Source organism: Geodermatophilus sp. SYSU D00710 (assembly GCF_054050195.1).
Genome location: NZ_JBJGYX010000061.1, coordinates 1 through 20253, shown reverse-complemented (window position 1 = coordinate 20253; position 20253 = coordinate 1). Strand labels below are relative to the sequence as shown.

Annotated in this window: 13 protein-coding genes; 8 read left to right on the top strand and 5 right to left on the bottom strand. The window is 73.7% G+C overall.

The window, feature by feature from the left end; genetic code table 11:
- Positions 1 to 55 precede the first annotated feature (55 nt).
- From glgB to ACI78U_RS20810, 4 genes are all read right to left on the bottom strand, one after another.
- Positions 56 to 2938 carry a 1,4-alpha-glucan branching protein GlgB gene (glgB, locus tag ACI78U_RS20825; protein WP_456877302.1) on the bottom strand — a complete coding sequence of 961 codons (2883 nt, stop codon included), beginning with the start codon at positions 2936 to 2938 and terminating at the stop codon, positions 56 to 58.
- Between the two features lie 88 nt (positions 2939 to 3026).
- Positions 3027 to 4430 carry a maltokinase N-terminal cap-like domain-containing protein gene (locus ACI78U_RS20820; protein WP_456877301.1) on the bottom strand — a complete coding sequence of 468 codons (1404 nt, stop codon included), beginning with the start codon at positions 4428 to 4430 and terminating at the stop codon, positions 3027 to 3029.
- A complete protein-coding gene (gene treS, locus ACI78U_RS20815) occupies positions 4427 to 6256 on the bottom strand; it encodes a maltose alpha-D-glucosyltransferase (protein ID WP_456877300.1) in 1830 nt (609 codons plus the stop codon). Before treS ends, ACI78U_RS20820 begins: the two co-directional genes overlap by 4 nt.
- 49 nt (positions 6257 to 6305) lie before the next feature.
- Complete coding sequence (locus ACI78U_RS20810; protein ID WP_456877299.1) at positions 6306 to 8333, bottom strand: alpha-1,4-glucan--maltose-1-phosphate maltosyltransferase; 2028 nt, start codon at positions 8331 to 8333, stop codon at positions 6306 to 6308.
- Between the two features lie 153 nt (positions 8334 to 8486).
- Between ACI78U_RS20810 and glgP the strand changes: the two genes are divergently transcribed.
- On the top strand, positions 8487 to 11036 hold the full coding sequence (gene glgP / locus ACI78U_RS20805) for an alpha-glucan family phosphorylase (protein WP_456877298.1): 2550 nt from the start codon (positions 8487 to 8489) through the stop codon (positions 11034 to 11036).
- A 110-nt stretch (positions 11037 to 11146) separates the two neighbouring features.
- Positions 11147 to 12154, top strand: a complete 1008-nt coding sequence (locus ACI78U_RS20800; protein ID WP_456877297.1) for an FHA domain-containing protein — start codon at positions 11147 to 11149, stop codon at positions 12152 to 12154.
- 151 nt (positions 12155 to 12305) lie between these two features.
- On the opposite strand, the gene glgX is transcribed toward ACI78U_RS20800, so the two are convergent.
- Positions 12306 to 14441: a glycogen debranching protein GlgX gene (gene glgX / locus ACI78U_RS20795; RefSeq protein ID WP_456877296.1), complete on the bottom strand. Its 2136-nt coding sequence runs from the start codon at positions 14439 to 14441 to the stop codon at positions 12306 to 12308.
- Between the two features lie 63 nt (positions 14442 to 14504).
- Here glgX and ACI78U_RS20790 point away from each other — a divergent pair, with 63 nt between their 5' ends.
- The 6 genes from ACI78U_RS20790 to ACI78U_RS20765 all read left to right on the top strand — a co-directional run bounded on the left by ACI78U_RS20790 (position 14505) and on the right by ACI78U_RS20765 (position 20214).
- The gene (locus tag ACI78U_RS20790; protein WP_456877295.1) at positions 14505 to 15335 is read left to right on the top strand and encodes an ABC transporter ATP-binding protein; all 831 of its coding nucleotides are present in this window, start codon (positions 14505 to 14507) and stop codon (positions 15333 to 15335) included.
- 10 nt (positions 15336 to 15345) lie between these two features.
- Positions 15346 to 16134: an enoyl-CoA hydratase/isomerase family protein gene (locus tag ACI78U_RS20785; RefSeq protein WP_456877294.1), complete on the top strand. Its 789-nt coding sequence runs from the start codon at positions 15346 to 15348 to the stop codon at positions 16132 to 16134.
- A gap of 2 nt (positions 16135 to 16136) precedes the next feature.
- Positions 16137 to 17180 carry an ABC transporter ATP-binding protein gene (locus tag ACI78U_RS20780; RefSeq protein WP_456877293.1) on the top strand — a complete coding sequence of 348 codons (1044 nt, stop codon included), beginning with the start codon at positions 16137 to 16139 and terminating at the stop codon, positions 17178 to 17180.
- 26 nt (positions 17181 to 17206) lie between these two features.
- Positions 17207 to 18313 carry an L-cysteine desulfhydrase Cds1 gene (cds1, locus tag ACI78U_RS20775; protein ID WP_456877292.1) on the top strand — a complete coding sequence of 369 codons (1107 nt, stop codon included), beginning with the start codon at positions 17207 to 17209 and terminating at the stop codon, positions 18311 to 18313.
- Positions 18314 to 18433: 120 nt separating this feature from the next.
- On the top strand, positions 18434 to 19213 hold the full coding sequence (locus tag ACI78U_RS20770) for an electron transfer flavoprotein subunit beta/FixA family protein (RefSeq protein ID WP_456877291.1): 780 nt from the start codon (positions 18434 to 18436) through the stop codon (positions 19211 to 19213).
- A gap of 38 nt (positions 19214 to 19251) precedes the next feature.
- On the top strand, positions 19252 to 20214 hold the full coding sequence (locus ACI78U_RS20765; RefSeq protein ID WP_456877290.1) for an electron transfer flavoprotein subunit alpha/FixB family protein: 963 nt from the start codon (positions 19252 to 19254) through the stop codon (positions 20212 to 20214).
- Positions 20215 to 20253: the final 39 nt, after the last annotated feature.

The window sequence follows — 20253 nt, the reverse complement described above, 5'->3', positions numbered from 1 at the left end:
GCGGCGACGCCCGGGCCACCCCGAGGGGGCGGCCCGGGCGTCGCCGATCAGGGGATCAGCCCTCGTGGACCAGCCAGAGGGTGCCCAGCGGCGGCGCGGAGACGGTGGCCGAGAAGGGCTGGCCGTGCCAGGGCTCGGCGACGGCGTCGACCCCGCCGTAGTTGCCGACCCCGGAGCCGCCGTAGAGCTCGGCGTCGGTGTTGAGCACCTCGCGCCAGCGCCCGCCGCGGGGCAGGCCGACGCGGTAGCCGTGGTGCGGCGTGCCGGCGAAGTTGCAGACCGCGGCCAGCACCTGGCCGCGTGTCTGCCCGCCCTCGACCGGCCCGCCGCGCTCGCCGGACTCCGCGGCCTGGGTGGCCGTGGGGACGTCGGTCACCTTCGGCCCGCCGTAGCGCAGGAACGTGACGACGTTGCCCGAGGCGTCGTTGGCGTCGATCCACTGGAAGCCGGCCGGGTCGACGTCGAGCGACCACAGCGCCTCGAGCTCGCGGTAGCGGGCGTTGAGGTCGGTGACCAGCTGCAGCACACCGCGGTGCGCGGGGTCGTCGAGGTGCCACCAGTCCAGCGAGCGGCTCTCGGCCCACTCGCTGTCCTGGGCGAACTCCGAGCCCATGAACAGCAGCTGCTTGCCGGGGTGGGCCCACATGTAGGCCAGGTAGCCGCGCACACCGGCCAGCTGCTGCCAGCGGTCGCCGGGCATCTTCCGCAGCAGCGAGCCCTTGCCGTAGACGACCTCGTCGTGGCTGATCGGTAGCACGTAGTTCTCGGAGTAGGCGTACATCATCGAGAACGTCAGCTGGTTGTGGTGGTAGCTGCGGTGCACCGGCTGGCGGGAGACGTAGGCCAGCGAGTCGTGCATCCAGCCCATGTTCCACTTGAAGCCGAAGCCCAGGCCGCCCAGGTGGGTGGGCCGGGTGACCCCGGGCCAGGCCGTCGACTCCTCCGCGATGGTGACCACGCCGGGCACCTCGCGGTAGACGGTCGCGTTGACCTCCTGGAGGAACGACACCGCCTCCAGGTTCTCCCGCCCGCCGTAGGCGTTGGGCACCCACTCGCCGTCCTCGCGCGAGTAGTCGAGGTAGAGCATCGAGGCGACGGCGTCGACCCGCAGCCCGTCGATGTGGAACTCCTGGCACCAGAACAGCGCGTTGGCGACGAGGAAGTTGCGCACCTCGGTGCGGCCGAAGTTGAACACGAACGTGCCCCAGTCCGGCTGCTCACCGCGGCGGGGGTCGTCGTGCTCGTAGAGGGCGGTGCCGTCGAAGCGGCCCAGCGCCCACGCGTCCTTGGGGAAGTGTGCCGGGACCCAGTCGACGATGATCCCGAGGCCGGCCTGGTGGGCCCGGTCGACGAGGTAGCGCAGGTCGTCGGGGTGCCCGAAGCGCGCGGTGGGGGCGTAGTAGCTGGTGACCTGGTATCCCCAGGAGCCGCCGAAGGGGTGCTCGGCGACCGGCAGGAACTCCAGGTGCGTGAAGCCGGCGGCGACGGCGTAGTCGACGAGCTCGTCGGCCAGCTGCCGGTAGGACAGCCCCTGCCGCCACGAGCCGAGGTGCACCTCGTAGATGCTCATCGGCCGCTCGTGCCAGCCGCCGCGCTCGCGCTCGGCCAGCCACGCGTCGTCGTTCCACTCGTAGGTGGACTCGGTGACCACCGAGGCGTTGAGCGGGGGCACCTCGGTGGCGAAGGCCATCGGGTCTGACTTCTCCCGCCACACGCCGTCGGCGCCGAGCACGTGGAAGCGGTAGCGGGCGCCGACCTGCACGCCGGGCACGAAGATCTCCCAGACGCCGATCGAGCCGAGCTGGCGCATGGGGTAGAGCCGCGCCTCCCAGTAGTCGAAGTCGCCGGTGACCTTCACGCCCTGGGCGTTGGGCGCCCACACCGCGAAGGAGACGCCCGCCACGGTGCCGCGCGGGGTGTCGTAGCGGCGGACGTGCGCGCCCAGCACGTCGTACAGCCGCTCGTGCCGGCCCTCGCCGAGCAGGTACTGGTCGAGCTCGCCGAGCGTGGGCAGCCACCGGTAGGGGTCGTCGACGGGGAAGGTGTCGGTGCCGTAGGTGACCTCGAGCCGGTAGTCGCCGGGCTGGGCGGGCAGCGTGGCCTCGAAGACGCCGCCCGGGTGGATCTGCCGGGCCTCGTAGCGGGCGTCGTCCTGGTCGAGGACGGCCACGGCGGAGGCGTTGGGCCGCAGCGCGCGCACCACCCAGCCCGAGCCGGACGGGTGTGCGCCGAGGACGCGGTGCGGATCCCGCGACCAGCCGTCCACGATCGCGCGCAGGTCCTCCTCGGTGACGGCGTCGGTCGCGTCGGGCGTGCCCTCGCCGCCGGCGCCGGAGGCCAGCCCGCCGCCGTCCCCCGGCTCGGGCTGTGGCTCGGGCCGGACCTCGGGCTGGGACCCGGGCCGGTCTGCGGGCGCGCCCGAGGGGGAGCCGGGCTCGGCGATCGGCGCCGGCGCGACCACCGGGGGCGTCGTGCCGCCCTGCTCGGCGACGACCTCGGCGGTGGGCTCGGCGGCGGTGTCGGCGGCCGTGCGCTTCGCGGGGGTGCGCGTGCGGGTGGCCTTCACCGGCGCGTCACCCGTGGCGGTGGTCGCCGCCGTGGCCTTCCTCGTCGTCCGCTTGGCTGCCTTCTTCGCGGCGGCGGGCTCGGCGGCGCCGTCGCCGTCGGTGACCGCGGCCGTGGTCGCCGCGGCCGTCTCCCCGGCGGGGGCCTTCTTGGCCGGGGCCTTCTTCGCGGGGGCCTTCTTCGCCGCCGCCTTCTTGGCCGGGGCCCGCTTCTTCGCGGGGGCCGCGTTCACCACCGGCTCGCTCTCGGCCGCCTCGGCCTGGGCGGCGCGCTCGTCGACCACCCGCTGCAGTTCCTCCTTGGAGGCCGGCGCGTCGGCGGTCTCGTTGGCGGTGGGCGTACCGGGAGGGAGTGTCGAGTCGCTCGTCGTCATGGTCGCGTTGCCGTCCTCTGCCGTCGTCTCGTGCCGTCGTCTGGTCCGCGGGTGCTGACTCCGTGCGGTGTCGTCGTGCGGGTGGGGCTCAGGACTCCCCGGCGGTGAGCCGCGCCAACGACTGCAGCGGGATCATCAGCCAGTTCGGCCGGTTGCGCGCCTCGTAGACGCACTCGTAGACGGCCTTGTCCGCCTCGAAGGCCCGCAGCAGCGGGGAGTCCCCGCACGGGTCCATCTCGCCGGCCGCCGAGTAGCCCGTGCAGAAGGCGCCGCGGTTGCGCACTGCCCACTCCTGGGCGCGGTACGCGCGCTGGGAGTCGTCGGGCTGCTCCACGAGCATGTGCCGTGCGGCGTAGTCGAAGCTGCGCAGCATCCCCGCGACGTCGCGCAGCGGGCTGTCGAGCTGCCGGCGTTCGGCCAGCGGCCGGGCCGGCTCGCCCTCGAAGTCGAGCACCACCCAGCCGGTCGCGGTCCGCAGCACCTGACCGAGGTGGAAGTCGCCGTGCACCCGCTGGCGCACCACCTCCTCCGGGCTGTCGGCCACGGCGGCGTAGAGCGCGCGCAGTCCGGCCAGGTGCTCCTCGAGCTGGGGGACCACGCCCAGGGCCGCCTCCAGCCGGGCGTTCATCGCGTCCGCGCTGGCGGCGAACCACGCGCGGTCGGCGGGCTCGCTCGGCAGCACCCGCGCGAGGTCGGCGTGCACCGAGGCGGTCGCCGCGCCCAGGCGCTCGCTGTCCGCGGCGAAGTCCCCGCCCACCTCGTCGGCGTGCAGGTCGCCCTCGGCGTAGAGGTCGCGGACGCTGGCGGTGGCCAGCCGCCAGCCGTCGCTGGCGCCCCGGACGAAGGTCTGCAGCATCGCGACCGTCGCGGGCTCGGCCGAGGGGTCCGGGTCGTCGATCTCGACGTACCCGAGCAGCGGGGCGATGTGCGGGTTCTCGGTCCGCCGCAGCGCCTCGCCGATCTCGACGTCGGGGTTGAGCCCGGGCTCGAGCCGGCGGAACAGCTTGAAGATGGCGTCCTGGCCGTAGACCAGCGAGGTGTTGCTCTGCTCGCCGGACAGGACGTCGCCGGGCACGCCCTCGGGGATGGGCGCGGGGGCATCGGCGTCGCCGGCCGGGTGGAAGTGCAGCGGCCCGACGGTGGCACCGGCGGCCAGGTTCGCCAGCCACGGCATCGTCGCGTCGCGGTCGCGCATCGCGTCGTAGGCGTAGTTCTCCCGCTCGGACCCGTCGGCGTCCTTGCCCGGCACCGCGCCGATGAACGCCCAGCTGAGGTCCTCCTCCGGGTGCGCACGCCAGGACAGCGGCACCAGGTAGGTCTCGACGGCGCCGTCGGTGTAGGTGACGCGCACACGGTGCACCGAGACCACCGGCTCGCCGCGGGAGAGGAAGAAGCCCTCCTCGGTGACGTCGGCCCACTCCCGGCCCTTGCCGCCGAACCACCGCTGGTGCGGCATCCAGTCCCGCAGGACCCCGGCCAGTGCCGTGCTCATCGGGCGCCTCCGGTGCCGTGCGGGACGTCGTCGGGCGCCTCGCTCACCAGCCCGGAGGCCAGCAGCGAGTCGGCCAGCGGGCTGCTGGCGGTGTCGGTCGCGGCCGGCTCCTCGACCGGCTCGGCCGCCGGCTCCTCGGCCGGCCGGGCCAGTTCGAACCAGTAGAAGCCGTGCCCGGCCAGGGTGAGCATGTAGGGCAGGACGCCGATCTGCGGGAACTCGACCCGGCCGGTGAGCTCGATGGGCGTGTAGCCCTCGAAGCGGCGCAGGTCGAGCTCCACCGGCTGCGGGAAGCGGGACAGGTTGTTGACACACAGCACGACGTCATCGCCGAACTCGCGGACGAACGACAGCACCGTCGGGTTGCGCGACCCGACCTCCTCGTAGGTCCCCAGCCCGAAGGTGGGGTGCTCCTTGCGGACGGCGATCATGCGGCGGATCCACTGCAGCATCGAGTTGGTGTTGCGCAGCTGCGCCTCGACGTTGGTGGTCTGGTAGCCGTAGACCGGGTCGGCGTTGAGCGGCAGGTACATCCGCTGTGGGTCGGCGGTGGAGAAGCCGCCGTTGCGGTCCGGCGTCCACTGCATCGGCGTGCGGACGCCGTCGCGGTCACCGAGCCAGATGTTGTCGCCCATGCCGATCTCGTCGCCGTAGTAGAGGACCGGCGAGCCGGGCAGGCTCAGCAGCAGCGCGTTGAACAGCTCGAGGGTGTTGAGGTCGTTGTCGAGCAGCGGTGCCAGCCGGCGGCGGATGCCGATGTTCGCCTTCATGCGGGGGTCCTTGGCGTACTCCGCCCACATGTAGTCGCGCTCCTCGTCGGTGACCATCTCCAGGGTCAGCTCGTCGTGGTTGCGCAGGAAGATGCCCCACTGGCAGTTGTCCGGGATCGACGGCGTCTGCGCCATGATCTCCGAGATCGGGAAGCGCTGCTCCCGGCGGGCGGCCATGAACAACCGCGGCATGACCGGGAAGTGGAACGCCATCTGGCACTCGTCGCCGTCCTCGCCGAAGTACTCGACGACGTCGGCCGGCCACTGGTTGGCCTCGCACAGCAGCACGCGGTCGGGGTAGTCGGCGTCGACCACCTTGCGCACGTACTTGAGGAACTCGTGGGTCCTGGGCAGGTTCTCGCCGTTGGTCCCCTCCTCCTCGAACAGGTAGGGGACCGCGTCGAGCCGGAAGCCGTCGATGCCCAGGTCCAGCCAGAACCGCAGGGCGTCGATGATCGCCTCCTGCACCTTCGGGTTCTCGAAGTTCAGGTCGGGCTGGTGGGAGAAGAAGCGGTGCCAGAAGTACTGCTTGCGCACCGGGTCGAAGGTCCAGTTCGAGCTCTCGGTGTCGACGAAGATGATCCGCGCGTCGGGGTAGCCGGTGTCGTCGTCGGCCCACACGTAGAAGTCGCCGTAGGGGCCCTCCGGGTCGCTGCGGCTGGCCTGGAACCACGGGTGCTGGTCCGAGGTGTGGTTCATGACGAAGTCGATGATCACGCGGATGCCGCGCCGGTGGGACTCGGCGAGGAACTCCTTGAAGTCCTCGATGTCACCGAACTCCGGCAGCACGGCGGTGTAGTCGCTGACGTCGTAGCCGCCGTCGCGCAGCGGCGAGGCGAAGAACGGCGGCAGCCACAGGCAGTCGACCCCGAGCCACTGCAGGTAGTCGAGCTTGTCGATCATGCCGCGGAGGTCGCCGATGCCGTCGGCGTTGCTGTCGGCGAAGCCGCGGACGAGGACCTCGTAGAAGACGGCGCGCTTGTACCAGGTGGGGTCGGCGCCGCGGGGCGGCAGTGCGGAACCCGTCTGGGTCGGGTCGGGCACGGGGAGCGTCATCGGTGCGGGTCGTCCTCGCGTGTGGGGCGTTCGGGTGGAGGTCGGGCGGTCAGCGGACCGCCGGCGGCCAGGTCACCGGCCGCGGGAGGTGCACCGAGAGGACGTGCGCGGGCTCCCAGTAGGGGTCCAGCTCGACGTAGTTGAACTGGCCCCAGTCGTAGCGGGCGCCGGTGAGCTCGTCGGTGACGGCGAAGCGCTCGTGCCAGTCCAGGCCCAGCGCGGGCAGGTCCAGCGACGTCGTCCCGATCTGCCGGTTGTGGCTGTCGAGCGCGCAGACGACGAGGACGGCGTCCTGCGAGCCCGGGTCGGTCTTGGAGAAGCAGATCAGGTTGCCGTTGTCGACCGGGTGGAACCGCAGCGTGCGCAGCTGCTGCAGCGCCGGGTGCTGCCGGCGGATCTCGTTGAGCCGGCGCAGGTAGGGCGCGAGGCTGCGCCCGGCGCCCTCGGCGCCGGCCCAGTCCCGCGGCCGCAGCCGGTACTTCTCGCTGTCGAGGTACTCCTCGCTGCCCGGCCGCACCGCCACGTGCTCGAAGAGCTCGTAGCCGGAGTAGACGCCCCAGGTGGGGCTCATCATCGATGCCAGCACCGCCCGGATCTTGAACATCGGCGGCCCGCCGTACTGCAGGCTCGCGTGCAGGATGTCGGGGGTGTTGACGAAGAAGTTCGGCCGCATGTAGTGCGCGTTGGAGGCCAGCTCGCGGCCGTACTCCTCGAGCTCCTCGCGCCCGGTCCGCCAGGTGAAGTACGTGTAGGACTGGGTGAACCCGATGCGGGCCAGCTGGTGCATCATCGCCGGCCGGGTGAACGCCTCGGCCAGGAAGAGCACGTCGGGGTCGGACTGCTTGACCTCCCAGATCAGCCAGTGCCAGAAGTCCAGCGGCTTGGTGTGCGGGTTGTCGACCCGGAACACCCGCACACCGGCGTCCATCCACACCCGCACGACCCGCAGCACCTCGGCGTAGATGCCCTCGGGGTCGTTGTCGAAGTTGACCGGGTAGATGTCCTGGTACTTCTTCGGCGGGTTCTCGGCGTAGGCGATGGTGCCGTCGGGCTTGGTGGTGAACCACTCCGGGTGCTCCTTGACCCACGGGTGGTCGGGCGCGGCCTGCAGCGCGAGGTCCAGCGCCACCTCCATGCCCAGCGCCCGGGTGCGGGTGACGAAGGCGCGGAAGTCCTCCATCGTCCCCAGCTGCGGGTGGACGGCGTCGTGGCCGCCCTCCGCGCTGCCGATGGCCCACGGCGAGCCGACGTCGTCGGGCCCCACCTCGTGCGGGTTGCCCCCGGGGTACTGCGAGGTGTTCGGACCCTTGCGGTTGACCGTGCCGATCGGGTGGATCGGCGGCAGGTAGACCACGTCGAAGCCCATCTCGGCGATGGCCGGCAGCCGCTCCGCGGCGGTCCGGAAGGTCCCGTGGGTGGGCCTGCCATCGACGACCGGCCCCTCCGAGCGGGGGAAGTACTCGTACCAGGAGCCGAACAGCGCGCGGGGCCGGTCGACCCAGACCTCGTGGTCGGCGGTGGGGGTGACCAGCTCGCGGACCGGGTGGGCGTCGAGGTACTGCTGCAGCCCGGACGCCAGCGCCGGGGCGACCCGGTCGTGCAGGGTCAGCGAGGTGTCGCGCAGGCTCGCCGCGGCCTCGCCGAGCCGGCCGCGCCACTCGTCGTCGGCGTCGGCGGCCACCCGCTCGAGCAGCCGGGCGCCCTCCTCCAGGTCGTTGGCCAGCTCCCCGGGACCCTGGCCGGCGTCGATCTTGACCTCGACGGCGTGGTGCCAGGTCGCCAGCGGGTCGCTCCAGGCCTCCACGCGGAAGGTCCAGCGCCCCTCGCGGTCGGGGACGACGGTGGCGATCCAGCGGTCGGGCTCGGCGCCGTAGCGGCGCATGCGCGTGAACGCGCCGCGCGTCCCGTCGGGGGCGGTCCAGACGACGTCGGCGGCGACGGCGTCGTGGCCCTCGCGGAACACGGTGGCCGTGATCGGCAGGTGCTCACCGACCACGGCGCGGGCCGAGAAGGACCCGCAGGACACGACGGGAGCGACATCGGTGATGCCGAGGCGGAGGTCTGGTCGGCGAGTCATCCCGGCCACGCTATCCAGCGCGGGGTCCGCCCACACCTCGGCCTCGGCAGGGGTCCGGGCGGACCGCGGAGGGCCGGAACCGGGAGGGTGGGACGGGGGTGACAACCGCGTCGCCGACCTGTCCCGGTGGTGGCGTCTGGCTAGGCTCCCCGCGTGCGAGCACTGCGTCGGTTCACCGTCCGGGCGGCCCTACCCGAGGCCCTCCTGCCCCTCTCCCAGCTGGTCATGAACCTGCGCTGGTCCTGGCACCCGGAGACCCGTGACCTGTTCGAGGCGCTGGACCCCGACCTGTGGCGGCGCTGCAACAACGACCCGGTCAAGGTCCTCGGCGAGGTCTCCGCCCAGCGGCTGGCGGCGCTGTCCACCGACCGCCGCTTCCTGCGCCGGCTGCAGGACGTCGTCGACGACCTCGAGGACTACCTGTCGGCCGAGCACTGGTACCAGTCGCTGGGGCCCGACGCGCCGCGGAGCATCGCCTACTTCTCCGCCGAGTTCGGCATCACCGAGGTGCTCCCGCAGTACTCCGGCGGCCTGGGCATCCTCGCCGGCGACCACCTCAAGGCCGCCTCCGACCTGGGCGTGCCGCTGATCGGCGTGGGGCTGCTCTACCGCGCCGGCTACTTCGAGCAGGGCCTGTCCGCCGACGGCTGGCAGCTCGAGCACTACCCGTCGCTGGACCCGCACGGCCTGCCGGTCAAGCTGCTGCGCCAGCCCGACGGGTCCGCCGTCGTCATCTCCGTGCCGCTGCCCGAGGGGCGCACGCTGCACGCGCACGTGTGGCGGGCGCAGGTCGGCCGGGTGTCGCTGCTGCTGCTCGACAGCGACATCGAGGAGAACGCCCCGGCCGAGCGCAGCGTCACCGACCGGCTCTACGGCGGCGACGAGGACCACCGGCTGCGGCAGGAGATGCTGCTGGGCATCGGCGGGGTGCGGGCACTGCGCGCCTACTGCCAGCTCACCGGCACCCCGCAGCCGGAGGTGTTCCACGCCAACGAGGGCCACGCCGGCTTCCAGGGCGTGGAGCGGATCCGCGAGCTGACCGAGTCGCACGGGCTGTCGTTCGCCGAGGCGCTGCAGGCGGTCCGCGCCGGCACGGTGTTCACCACGCACACGCCGGTCCCGGCCGGGATCGACCGCTTCCCGCGGGCGCTGATCGAGCGCTACTTCGCCGGCTTCGGCGTCCCGCTCGACCAGCTCATCCCGCTGGGCTCCGAGGACGACCCGGCGAAGTTCAACATGGCGCACATGGGGCTGCGGCTGGGGCAGCGGGCCAACGGCGTCAGCCAGCTGCACGGGCACGTCAGCCGCGGGATGTTCCGCGACCTGTGGCCCGGCTTCGACGAGGCCGACGTCCCGATCGGCTCGATCACCAACGGCGTGCACGCCCCGACCTGGACCGCCCGCGAGCTGGTGGAGCTGGGGACCCAGACCTCCAGCGCCGGCGATCCCGCCGAGAGCCGGGACCAGGCGTCCTTCGACGGCGTCGACCGCATCCCGGCGTCGGAGCTGTGGGCCACCCGCCGGATGCTGCGGGCCCGGCTGGTCGACGAGGTCCGCCGCCGGCTGCGCGACACCGCGCTCTCCCGCGGAGCAGCCGAGGCCGAGGTCGGCTGGACCGACAGCGCCTTCGACCCCGACGTCCTCACCATCGGCTTCGCCCGCCGCGTGCCCTCGTACAAGCGGCTGACCCTCATGCTGCGCGACCCCGCGCGGCTCAAGGCGCTGCTGCTCGACGAGGGCCGGCCGATCCAGCTGGTCATCGCCGGCAAGAGCCACCCGGCCGACGACGGCGGCAAGCAGCTCATCCAGCAGATGGTCAAGTTCGCCGACGACCCCGAGATCCGGCACCGCATCGCGTTCCTGCCGGGCTACGACATCGGGATGGCCCGCTACCTCTACTGGGGCTGCGACGTCTGGCTGAACAACCCGCTGCGCCCGCTGGAGGCCTGCGGCACCTCGGGCATGAAGGCCGCGCTCAACGGCGGGCTCAACCTCTCCATCCGCGACGGGTGGTGGGACGAGTGGTTCGACGGCCAGAACGGCTGGGCGATCCCCACTGCCGACGGCGTCACCGACCACGACCGCCGCGACGAGGTCGAGGCGCGGGCCATCTACGACCTGCTGTCCACCCAGGTGCTGCCGCGCTTCTACGAGACCGACCGCGACGGCATCCCGACCCGCTGGGTGGAGATGGTGCGCCACACCCTGCGCCAGACCGGCCCGAAGGTGCTGGCCACCCGCATGGTCCGCGACTACGTCGAGCACCTGTACGTGCCGGCCGCCGGCTCCGCACGCTCGATGGCCGACGCCGGGTACGCCCCGGCGCGCAGCGAGGCGCAGTGGCGGGCCCGGGTGCTCGAGAGCTGGAACGGCGTGCGGGTGGCGCACGTGGAGGCCACCGGTGCCGGCGACACCCCGGAGATCGGCTCCACGCTGGCGCTGCGGGCCGAGGTGGAGCTCCCGCACCTGACCCCGGCCGACGTCGAGGTGCAGGCCGCCTACGGGCGGGTCGACGACGCCGACGGCTTGCACGAGGTGACCACGGTGCCCATGCGGCACGAGCACACCGACGGCTCCCGGCACTGGTTCACCGCCACGCTGCCGCTGGAGCGCACCGGCGCCTTCGGCTACACGGTCCGGGTGCTGCCGCACTCCGCGCACCTGGCCGACCCCGCGGAGCTCGGCCTGGTGCGCTCGGCGTAGCGGCAGGCTCACCAGTCACGCCGGTCGCAGCGTCCCCACCGGGCGCGGCGACCGGCGTGGCGGTGCTGCCGGGCGACCCACTTCCCGCCGAGGTCACTAGGCTGGCGCGCATGCCCGACCGCTGTGAAGTCCTGCCCGGAGACGCCGTCGTCGCCCGACGCGGCGGGGGACTGCTCTGGGTCGACGCTCCGGGCTCGCCGGCCCTCGTCGCCGCACTGCACGCCTGCCTGGGCGTCTCCGGCCCAGGCGCCGACCGCGTGCTGGCCGCCGTCGCCGCGCAGGTGCCCGCGCTCGGCGGGAGCTCGGCGTCCTTCGCCCTGGTCCTGGTCGACTCCGACGGGGGCTCGGGCACCGGTGTGGCCCTGTGGTCGGGCAAGGGCCAGCCCGCCGTCGACAGCGTCCCGGTCTCGGGCCAGCCCGCCGACGGGTGCACCCTCGCCACCGGGTTCCCGCTCGGGGGGACCCTCTACGTCGGCCCCGGCCAGGCCGCGCCCTCGATGCCGCCCGGCGTCGCCTACGACCTGCACCAGGGCACCGTCCCCGGCTCGGGCGCGCTGCTGCACCTGGCCGCGGTCGCGCACGCCGGCGCCGCCGCCCAGCCCTCCGCCGCCGCGTCGCCGTTCACGGCCGGCTCCGACGCCGGTTTCGCCGGCGGGCCCTCCTACGGCGCCGCCGCGAGTGCTCCCTCCTACGGCTCGGCGGGTTCCTCGGGCGCCGGCTCGAGCCGCGTCGACGAGGGCGAGGAGACGGCGTTCTGGAAGCCCGACACCGCCTCGGCCCCGGTGCTGCGATTCGACGACGGCCTGGTGGTCACCGTCGACGAGGACCTGGTCCTGGGCCGCCGGCCCGACAGCCACGAGCTGGTGACCTCGGGCAACGCCCGCCCGGTGCCGATCGCCGACACGCAGAACGTGCTCTCGTCGGCGCACGCCGCCATCCAGCGCAGCGGCCGCGAGGTCACGCTCACCGACCTCGGCTCGCTCAACGGCACGCACGTCGCCGGGCCGGAGGCCACCGAGTGGACCCAGCTCGAGCCCGGCGTCGCCCACCCGCTCGCCGACGGTGACCGGCTGCTGCTCGGCTGGACGGTCATCACCTACGAGCAGCCCCAGGACTGACGAAGGGCCCTCCTGCCCCCTACTGCTCGCACCCTCGCGGCGGGCCCTGCAGGAGGGCCACGTCCTCCCTCACCGCAGGGCGTCCTCCCTCACGGTGGGACGTGAGGGAGGACACCCGACGATCAGGTCACCTGATCCCGGCGGGACACCCTCAGGGGCGGCGCAGGACCCGCAGCAGCCAGACGCAGCGCGGCGGCACCTCGATGGGCCCGGGCGCGACGACGGCCGGCCGCGGCGGCGTCCCGGTGGCGTACTCGGTGCTCACGACGAGCTCGTAGCCGTCGGCCCACGGCGCCCCGGGCAGGTGCACGGTCACCGGGTCGGGCCCGGCGTGCAGCTGCACGAGGTAGGAGTCGTCGACCACCGGCCGCCCGCGCTCGTCGCGGTGCCGGATCGCGCGGCCGTCGAGGTACATGCCGACCGTCTGCAGGCCGGCGTCGAACCAGTCCGCCGTGGTCAGCTGCCCGCCGGCGGGCGCGAACCAGGCCACGTCCCGCGTGCCGCCGGTGGCCGGGATCTCGTGCCCCTCGAAGAAGGCCTCCTGGCGCAGCACCGGTGAGTCGCGGCGCACCCGCACCAGCCGGCGGACGAAGTCCAGCAGGTCCCCGTCGACGCCGTCCCAGTCGATCCAGGAGACCTCGTTGTCCTGGCAGTAGGCGTTGTTGTTGCCACCCTGGCTGCGGCCGAGCTCGTCGCCCGCGGTCAGCATCGGGACGCCGGTGGACAGCAGCAGCGTGGCCAGGTGGTTGCGCACCTGGCGGGCCCGCAGCGTCTGCACCGCGGGGTCCTCGGTGGGCCCCTCGACGCCGCAGTTCCAGTTGCGGTTGTGGCTCTCGCCGTCCCGGTTGTCCTCGCCGTTGGCCTCGTTGCGCTTGCGCTCGTAGGTGACCAGGTCGGCGAGGGTGAACCCGTCGTGGGCGGTGACGAAGTTGATGCTGGCGAACGGGCGCCGGCCGTCGGAGCGGTACAGGTCCGAGGAGCCGGTCAGCCGGTAGGCCAGGTCGCGGACGCCGACGTGCGCGCCGGACCAGACGTCGCGCACGGTGTCGCGGTACCGCCCGTTCCACTCGGTCCACAGCGGCGGGAAGTTGCCCACCTGGTAGCCGCCCTCGCCGATGTCCCACGGCTCGGCGATCAGCTTGACCTGGCTGACCACCGGGTCCTGGTGGACGACGTCGAAGAACGCCGAGAGCCGGTCGACGTCGTGCATCGAGCGGGCGAGCGCCGCGGCGAGGTCGAAGCGGAAGCCGTCGACGTGCATCTCGGTGACCCAGTACCGCAGCGAGTCCATGAGCATCGCCAGCACCTGCGGCCGGCGGACGTCGAGGGTGTTCCCGCAGCCGGTGTAGTCGGTGTAGCGGGCCGGGTTGGCGCCGTCGAGCCGGTAGTAGCCGGGGTTGTCGATGCCCCGCAGCGACAGCGTCGGGCCGGTGGCGTCGCCCTCGGCGGTGTGGTTGTAGACGACGTCGAGGACGACCTCGATCCCGGCCTGGTGCAGCGCCTTCACCATCGCCTTGAACTCGGTGACCTGCGCTCCGCCCGAGCCCGCCGAGCTGTAGGCGGCGTGCGGGGCGAAGTAGGCGAGGGAGTTGTAGCCCCAGTAGTTGGTCAGCCCGCGGCGCAGCAGGTGCGGCTCGCTGACGAAGTGGTGCACCGGCAGCAGTTCCACGGCGGTGACGCCGAGCGACTGCAGGTGCGCGACGAACGCCGGGTGGGCCAGGCCCGCGTAGGTGCCGCGCAGCGCCGGCGGGACCTCGGGGTGGCGCATGGTCGCGCCCTTGACGTGCACCTCGTAGATGACGGTGTCCGACCACGGGGTGTTCGGCCGCCGGTCGCCGTCCCACGGGAAGGAGTCGTGGACGACGACGCCGCGCGGCACGAACGGCGCGGAGTCGCGGCTGTCCGGGGTGCCGGCGTCGACGCCGTCGGCGCGGTGGCCGTACAGCGCCGGGTCGAGGGTCAGCTCGCCGTCGACGGCGCGGGTGTAGGGGTCCAGCAGCAGCTTGGCGGGGTTCCACCGCGCGCCGGCGCCGGGGTGGTAGGGGCCGTGCACCCGGTAGCCGTAGCGCTGGCCGGGGGCGACGCCGGGCAGCCGGCCGTGCCACACCTGGTGGGTGGTCTCCTGCAGCCGGTGGCGGTGCTCGGTGCCGTCGGGGTCGAACAGGCACAGGTCGACGGCGGTGGCGCCGGCCGACCACACCGCGAAGTTGGTGCCGGTGCCGTCCCAGTGCGCGCCGAGGGGCGCGGGGGAGCCCGGCCACACGGCGGCGTCCTCGGGATTCCTCACCCGGCGATACTGCACGGTCCGCCTGTCGGGCGGAGGGATCAGGGGAGTTGGTTGGATGGGGTCGTGTCGAGCAGCGCCGCGTCCCCCGGGCCCGCCGGAGCCGAGTCCGTCGTCGAGATGCGGGGGGTGGACGTCGTCCGCGGGGGCTCGTACCTGCTGCGCGGGATCGACTGGACCGTCCTGCCCGACCAGCGCTGGGTGGTCCTCGGGCCCAACGGCGCGGGCAAGACCACGCTGCTGCAGCTCGCCGGCGCGCACATGCACCCAACCCGCGGCGAGGTGCGGCTGCTCGGGGAGACGATGGGCGCGGTCGACGTCTTCGAGCTGCGCCCGCGGATCGGGCTGACCAGCGCCGCGCTCGCCCAGCGGATCGAGCCGGGGGAGCGCACCGGCGACGTCGTCCTGTCGGCCGGGTACGCCGTCGTCGGGCGGGGCCGGGAGCGCTACGACATCCACGACCTCAGCCGGGCGGCGCTGCTCATGCAGCAGTGGGGGGTGCAGGCGATCGCCCACCGCCCGTTCGGCACGCTCAGCGAGGGGGAGCGCAAGCGGACGCAGATCGCCCGCGCGCTCATGCCCGACCCGGAGCTGCTGCTGCTCGACGAGCCCGGTGCCGGCCTCGACCTCGGCGGCCGGGAGGACCTCGTCAGCCGGCTGTCCGACCTGGCCCGCTACCTCTACGCCCCGGCGCAGGTGCTGGTCACCCACCACGTCGAGGAGATCCCGCCGGGCTACACCCACGCGCTGCTGCTGCGCGAGGGCGCGCTGGTCGCCTCCGGCCCGCTGGCGCAGGTGATCACCGGCGCGGCGCTGTCGCAGACCTTCGGGCTGCCGTTGCGGCTCGAGCGCTCCGACGGCCGGTTCACCGCCCGCCGCGGCCCGGCCGCTGGCTAGGGTGCCCGGCATGGCAGCAGCACCCCGGTCCGTGACCCTGTCGGTGGACGACGGCGTCGGCACGATCCGCCTCGACCGCCCGAAGATGAACGCGATCGACGAGCAGCTCTACACCGAGGTGCGGACCGCGGCCCTCGAGGCCGGCGAGCGGGCCGACGTGCGCGCCGTCGTCCTCTACGGCGGCGAGCGGGTGTTCGCCGCCGGCGCCGACATCAAGGCCATGTCGCAGCTCGACGGCCGGTCGATGGTGGCCTGGGGCCGCGAGCTGACCAACAGCTTCACCACGGTCGCCCGCATCCCCAAGCCGGTCATCGCCGCGATCACCGGCTACGCCCTGGGCGGTGGCTACGAGCTCGCGCTGTGCGCGGACTTCCGGGTCATGGGCGCGGGCGCGAAGGTCGGGCAGCCGGAGATCCTGCTCGGCGTCATCCCCGGGGCCGGCGGCACCCAGCGGCTCGCCCGCCTGGTCGGCCCGGCGAAGGCCAAGGACCTGGTGTTCACCGGCCGGCACGTGGGCGCGGAGGAGGCCCTGGAGCTGGGCCTGGCCGACGCGGTCGTCCCCGACGCCGAGGTGTACGAGACGGCGGTGGCGATGGCGCGCAAGTTCGCCGCGGGCCCGCCGCTGGCGCTGGCCGCGGCCAAGCGCGCGGTCGACGAGGGGCTCGACCTGCCGCTGCAGGGCGGGCTCGAGCTGGAGAGCCGGCTGTTCGCCGAGCTGTTCGACACCGAGGACCAGAAGGCCGGCATGCGCTCCTTCCTCGAGCAGGGCCCCGGGAAGGCGACGTTCAGCGGGCGCTGACCGTGACGGGCAGTCCGGACCGGACCCGCGGCGCCGCCCTGGGCCTGGCCGGCGTGACGAGCGCCCCGGCCCTCGACGGGGTCGACCTCGACGTCGCCGCCGGTGAGCTGGTCGCCCTGCTCGACCCCGCCGGCACGCACGGGCGGGCGGTGCTCGACGTCGTCGCCGGGGTCGCGCGGCCGGACGCGGGGCAGGTGGTCCTCGCCGGCCGGGACGTGACCGGGACGCCCACGGCCGAGCGCGCGGTCGCTCGGGTCACGGCCGACCCCGGCCCCGCGCGGTTCCGCACCGTCGCCGCCTCCGCCGTGCCGCGCCGGGGCGCCGACGCGGAGCCGGCGGGGCGGGCCGCCGGGCTGCTCGACCTCGTCGGGCTCGCGGGGCGCGCCGGTGAGCGGGTGCGCCGGCTGTCCCCGCCCGACCGGCTGCGCCTGGCCCTCGTGCGGGCCCTCACCGGCGACCCGCAGGTGCTGCTGCTCGACGAGCCGTTCGCCCGCTGCGGCGGCGTCACCCAGCGGGCGCTGCGGGAGGAGCTCCGCCGGCTGCAGCTCCGCGCGGGCGTGACGACCCTGCTCGCCACCTCCGACGCGGCCGAGGCGCTGGCCGTCGCCGACCGCGTCGCCGTGCTGCGCGACGGCCGCGTGGAGCAGGTGGGCACCCCCGACGAGCTCTACCAGCGGCCGGCGACGGTGTTCGTGGCCGAGTCGGCCGGCACGGTGAACCGCATCCCGGCCGTGCTCGGCGACGGCGACGTCGAGTTCCTCGGCGTCCGCCGGGAGGTCCTGGGCGCGCCGCCACCGCCGGGTCCGGCGACCGCGCTGGTGCGGCCGGAGGCGCTGGAGGTGAGCGCCGACCGGCGGGGCGCGGGCCGGGTCGTCACCCGGACCTTCACCGGGGTCACCTCCCGGCTGGCGGTGGCGCTGCCCGACGGTCTCGAGGTGCAGGCCGACGTCCCGAGCGCGACCAGCCGGGACCTGCTCCCGGGGACGCCGGTGACCGTGACGCCGGCGGAGCACCCGGTGCTGGTCACGGTGCGGTCGCCGGACTGACCGCCGGGGTGCACGAGGATGGGCCGGTGACCAGCCCCGACCTCCTCGACGTCGACCGTTCCGACCCCGCCGGGCGGGCCTGGGTGGACCGCGCCGTGGCCGTCGTCGAGGCCGACGCGCTGCGCAGCGCCGACACCCACCTGCTGGTCTACCCGCTGCCGCCGGCGTGGGGCGTCGAGCTCTACCTCAAGGACGAGTCCACGCACCCGACCGGCAGCCTCAAGCACCGGCTGGCCCGCTCGCTGTTCCTGCACGCGCTGTGCTCGGGCTGGATCACCGAGGGCAGCACCGTCGTCGAGGCCTCGAGCGGGTCGACGGCAGTGAGCGAGGCGTACTTCGCGCGGATGCTGGGCCTGCCGTTCGTGGCGGTCATGCCGGCCTCGACCAGCCCGGAGAAGGTGGCGCTCATCGAGTTCCACGGCGGCCGGTGCCACTTCGTCGAGCGGGCGCCGGAGATGTACGACGAGGCCCGCCGGCTGGCCGCCGAGTGCGGCGGCCACTACCTCGACCAGTTCACCCACGCCGAGCGGGCCACCGACTGGCGGGGCAACAACACCATCGCCGAGTCGGTGTTCGAGCAGCTGGCCCTCGAGCGCCACCCCGTCCCCGAGTGGGTCGTCGTCGGCGCCGGGACCGGCGGCACCAGCGCCACCTTCGGCCGCTACCTGCGCTACCGCCGGCACCGCACCCGGCTGGCCGTCGTCGACCCGGAGAACTCCGCCTTCTTCCCCGGTTGGGTGGACGACGAGCCCGCGTGGACCACCGGCTCGCCCTCGCGGATCGAGGGCATCGGCCGGCCGCGGGTGGAGCCCTCGTTCCTCCCCACGGTGGTCGACCGGATGATCCGCGTCCCCGACGCCGCGTCGCTGGCCGCGGTCCGCCACCTGGAGCGGGCGACCGGACGGCGGGCCGGCGGCTCCACCGGCACCAACCTGTGGGGGGCGTTCCGGCTGGTGGCCGAGATGGTGGCCGCCGGGCGCACCGGCAGCGTCGTCACGCTGCTCTGCGACGGCGGCGAGCGGTACGCGCACACCTACCACTCCGACGCCTGGGTGGCCGCCCAGGGACTCGACCTCGCCCCCCACACCGAGGTGCTCGAGGAGTTCTCCGCGACCGGCCGGTGGACCGGGTGACCGGGGTCACCGGCACCCCGGCACGCCGCCCCGTTACCCGGCAGTAGCCTCCACTATCGGAGCCAGGCGGGCCCACGTGCCCGCGTCCCCCCAAGACCGATCGCGGAGGTAGGTCTGGCGATGAACATCGTCGTTCTGGTCAAGCAGGTACCCGACTCCGGCACCCAGCGCTCGCTGGACCCGTCGGACAACACCGTCGCCCGCGCCACCGCGGACAACGTCATCAACGAGATCGACGAGTACGCCATCGAGGAGGCCCTCCAGGTCAAGGAGGCCCAGGGCGGCGAGGTCACCATCCTGACCGTCGGCCCGGCCTCGGCCACCGACGCGATCCGCAAGGCGCTGTCGATGGGCGCGGACAAGGCCGTGCACGTCGTCGACGACGCCATCCACGGCTCGTGCGCCATCCAGACCTCCGGCATCCTCGCCGCGGCGCTGCAGCAGCTGGACTACGACCTGGTCCTGACCGGCGCCACGTCCACCGACGGCCAGGTCGCGGTCATGCCCGCGCTGCTGTCGGAGCGGCTGGGCATCCCGCAGCTGTCGGGCGCGCAGAAGCTCACCGTCGAGGGCTCCACGGTCAAGGTGGAGCGGCAGACCGACGGCGGCTTCTGGGCGCTGGAGGCTCCGCTGCCGGCCATCGTGTCCACCTGGGACACCATCAACGAGCCGCGCTACCCCTCGTTCAAGGGGATCATGGCCGCGAAGAAGAAGCCGGTCGAGACCAAGTCGCTGGCCGACCTGGGCATCGACCCCTCCACCGTGGGCCTGGCCACCGCCACCAGCGCCGTCGTCGACTTCTCCGGCCGCCCGCCCAAGGGCGAGGGCGTCAAGGTCACCGACGAGGGCGACGGCGCGGAGAAGCTCGTGGGCTTCCTGGCCGAGCAGAAGCTCGTCTGACCCGGCCCGGATCGCAGCGAAGAGGAGACTGAACACCCATGGCAGAGGTCCTGGTCCTCGTCGAGCTGAACCCGGCCGACGGCACCGTCCGCAAGACGACCCTGGAGGCGCTCACCGCCGCCCGCGCGCTCGGTGAGGTCTCGGCGGTCGTCGCCGGGGGCCCCGGGGTCGCCGCCGGCGCCCGCGATCAGCTCGCCGAGTACGGCGCGGCGAAGGTCTACGCCGCCGAGTCCCCCGAGATCGACGAGTACCTCGTCGCGCCCAAGGCCGAGGTGCTCGCGCAGCTGGTGCAGCAGGTGTCGCCGGCCGCCGTCGTCATCCCCTCCTCCCCGGAGGGCCGGGAGGTCGCCGGACGGCTGGCGCTCAAGACCGGCAGCGGCTTCCTCACCGACGTCACCGAGATCGCACCCGACGGCACCGCCACCCAGGTGATCTTCGCCGGCGGGCAGATCGTGCACTCGAAGGTGACGGTCGGCACGCCGATCTACACCCTGCGCGGCAACTCGGTCGCCCCCGAGCCGTCCCCCGCCGCCGGCGAGACGGTCCCGGTCGAGGTCTCGATCTCCGAGCAGGCCAAGCAGACCCGGGTGGTCGACCGGGTCGTCGAGCAGAAGAGCAACCGGCCCGAGCTGACCGAGGCCGCGATCGTGGTCTCCGGTGGCCGCGGGGTCGGCAGCGCGGACAACTTCGCGCTGATCGAGGCCCTGGCCGACTCCCTCGGCGGCGCCGTCGGTGCCTCGCGGGCCGCGGTCGACTCCGGCTTCTACCCGCACAGCTTCCAGGTCGGGCAGACCGGCAAGACCGTCTCGCCGCAGCTCTACATCGCCGTCGGCATCTCCGGTGCCATCCAGCACCGCGCCGGCATGCAGACCAGCAAGACGATCGTGGCCGTCAACAAGGACCCCGAGGCCCCGATCTTCGAGCTGGCCGACTTCGGTGTCGTCGGTGACCTGTTCCAGGTCGCCCCCAAGGCAACCGAGCTGATCAAGGCCCGCCGGTAGCAGCACCAGCACGTCGAGCGCCGGCCCCGCGGGGCCGGC

Coding starts and splice junctions, on each gene's coding strand:
- glgB (WP_456877302.1), bottom strand. CDS start 2,938: ATGACGACGAGCGACTCGACACTCCCTCCCGGTACGCCCACCGCCAAC.
- ACI78U_RS20820 (WP_456877301.1), bottom strand. CDS start 4,430: ATGAGCACGGCACTGGCCGGGGTCCTGCGGGACTGGATGCCGCACCAG.
- treS (WP_456877300.1), bottom strand. CDS start 6,256: ATGACGCTCCCCGTGCCCGACCCGACCCAGACGGGTTCCGCACTGCCG.
- ACI78U_RS20810 (WP_456877299.1), bottom strand. CDS start 8,333: ATGACTCGCCGACCAGACCTCCGCCTCGGCATCACCGATGTCGCTCCC.
- ACI78U_RS20800 (WP_456877297.1), top strand. CDS start 11,147: ATGCCCGACCGCTGTGAAGTCCTGCCCGGAGACGCCGTCGTCGCCCGA.
- ACI78U_RS20785 (WP_456877294.1), top strand. CDS start 15,346: ATGGCAGCAGCACCCCGGTCCGTGACCCTGTCGGTGGACGACGGCGTC.
- ACI78U_RS20770 (WP_456877291.1), top strand. CDS start 18,434: ATGAACATCGTCGTTCTGGTCAAGCAGGTACCCGACTCCGGCACCCAG.
- ACI78U_RS20765 (WP_456877290.1), top strand. CDS start 19,252: ATGGCAGAGGTCCTGGTCCTCGTCGAGCTGAACCCGGCCGACGGCACC.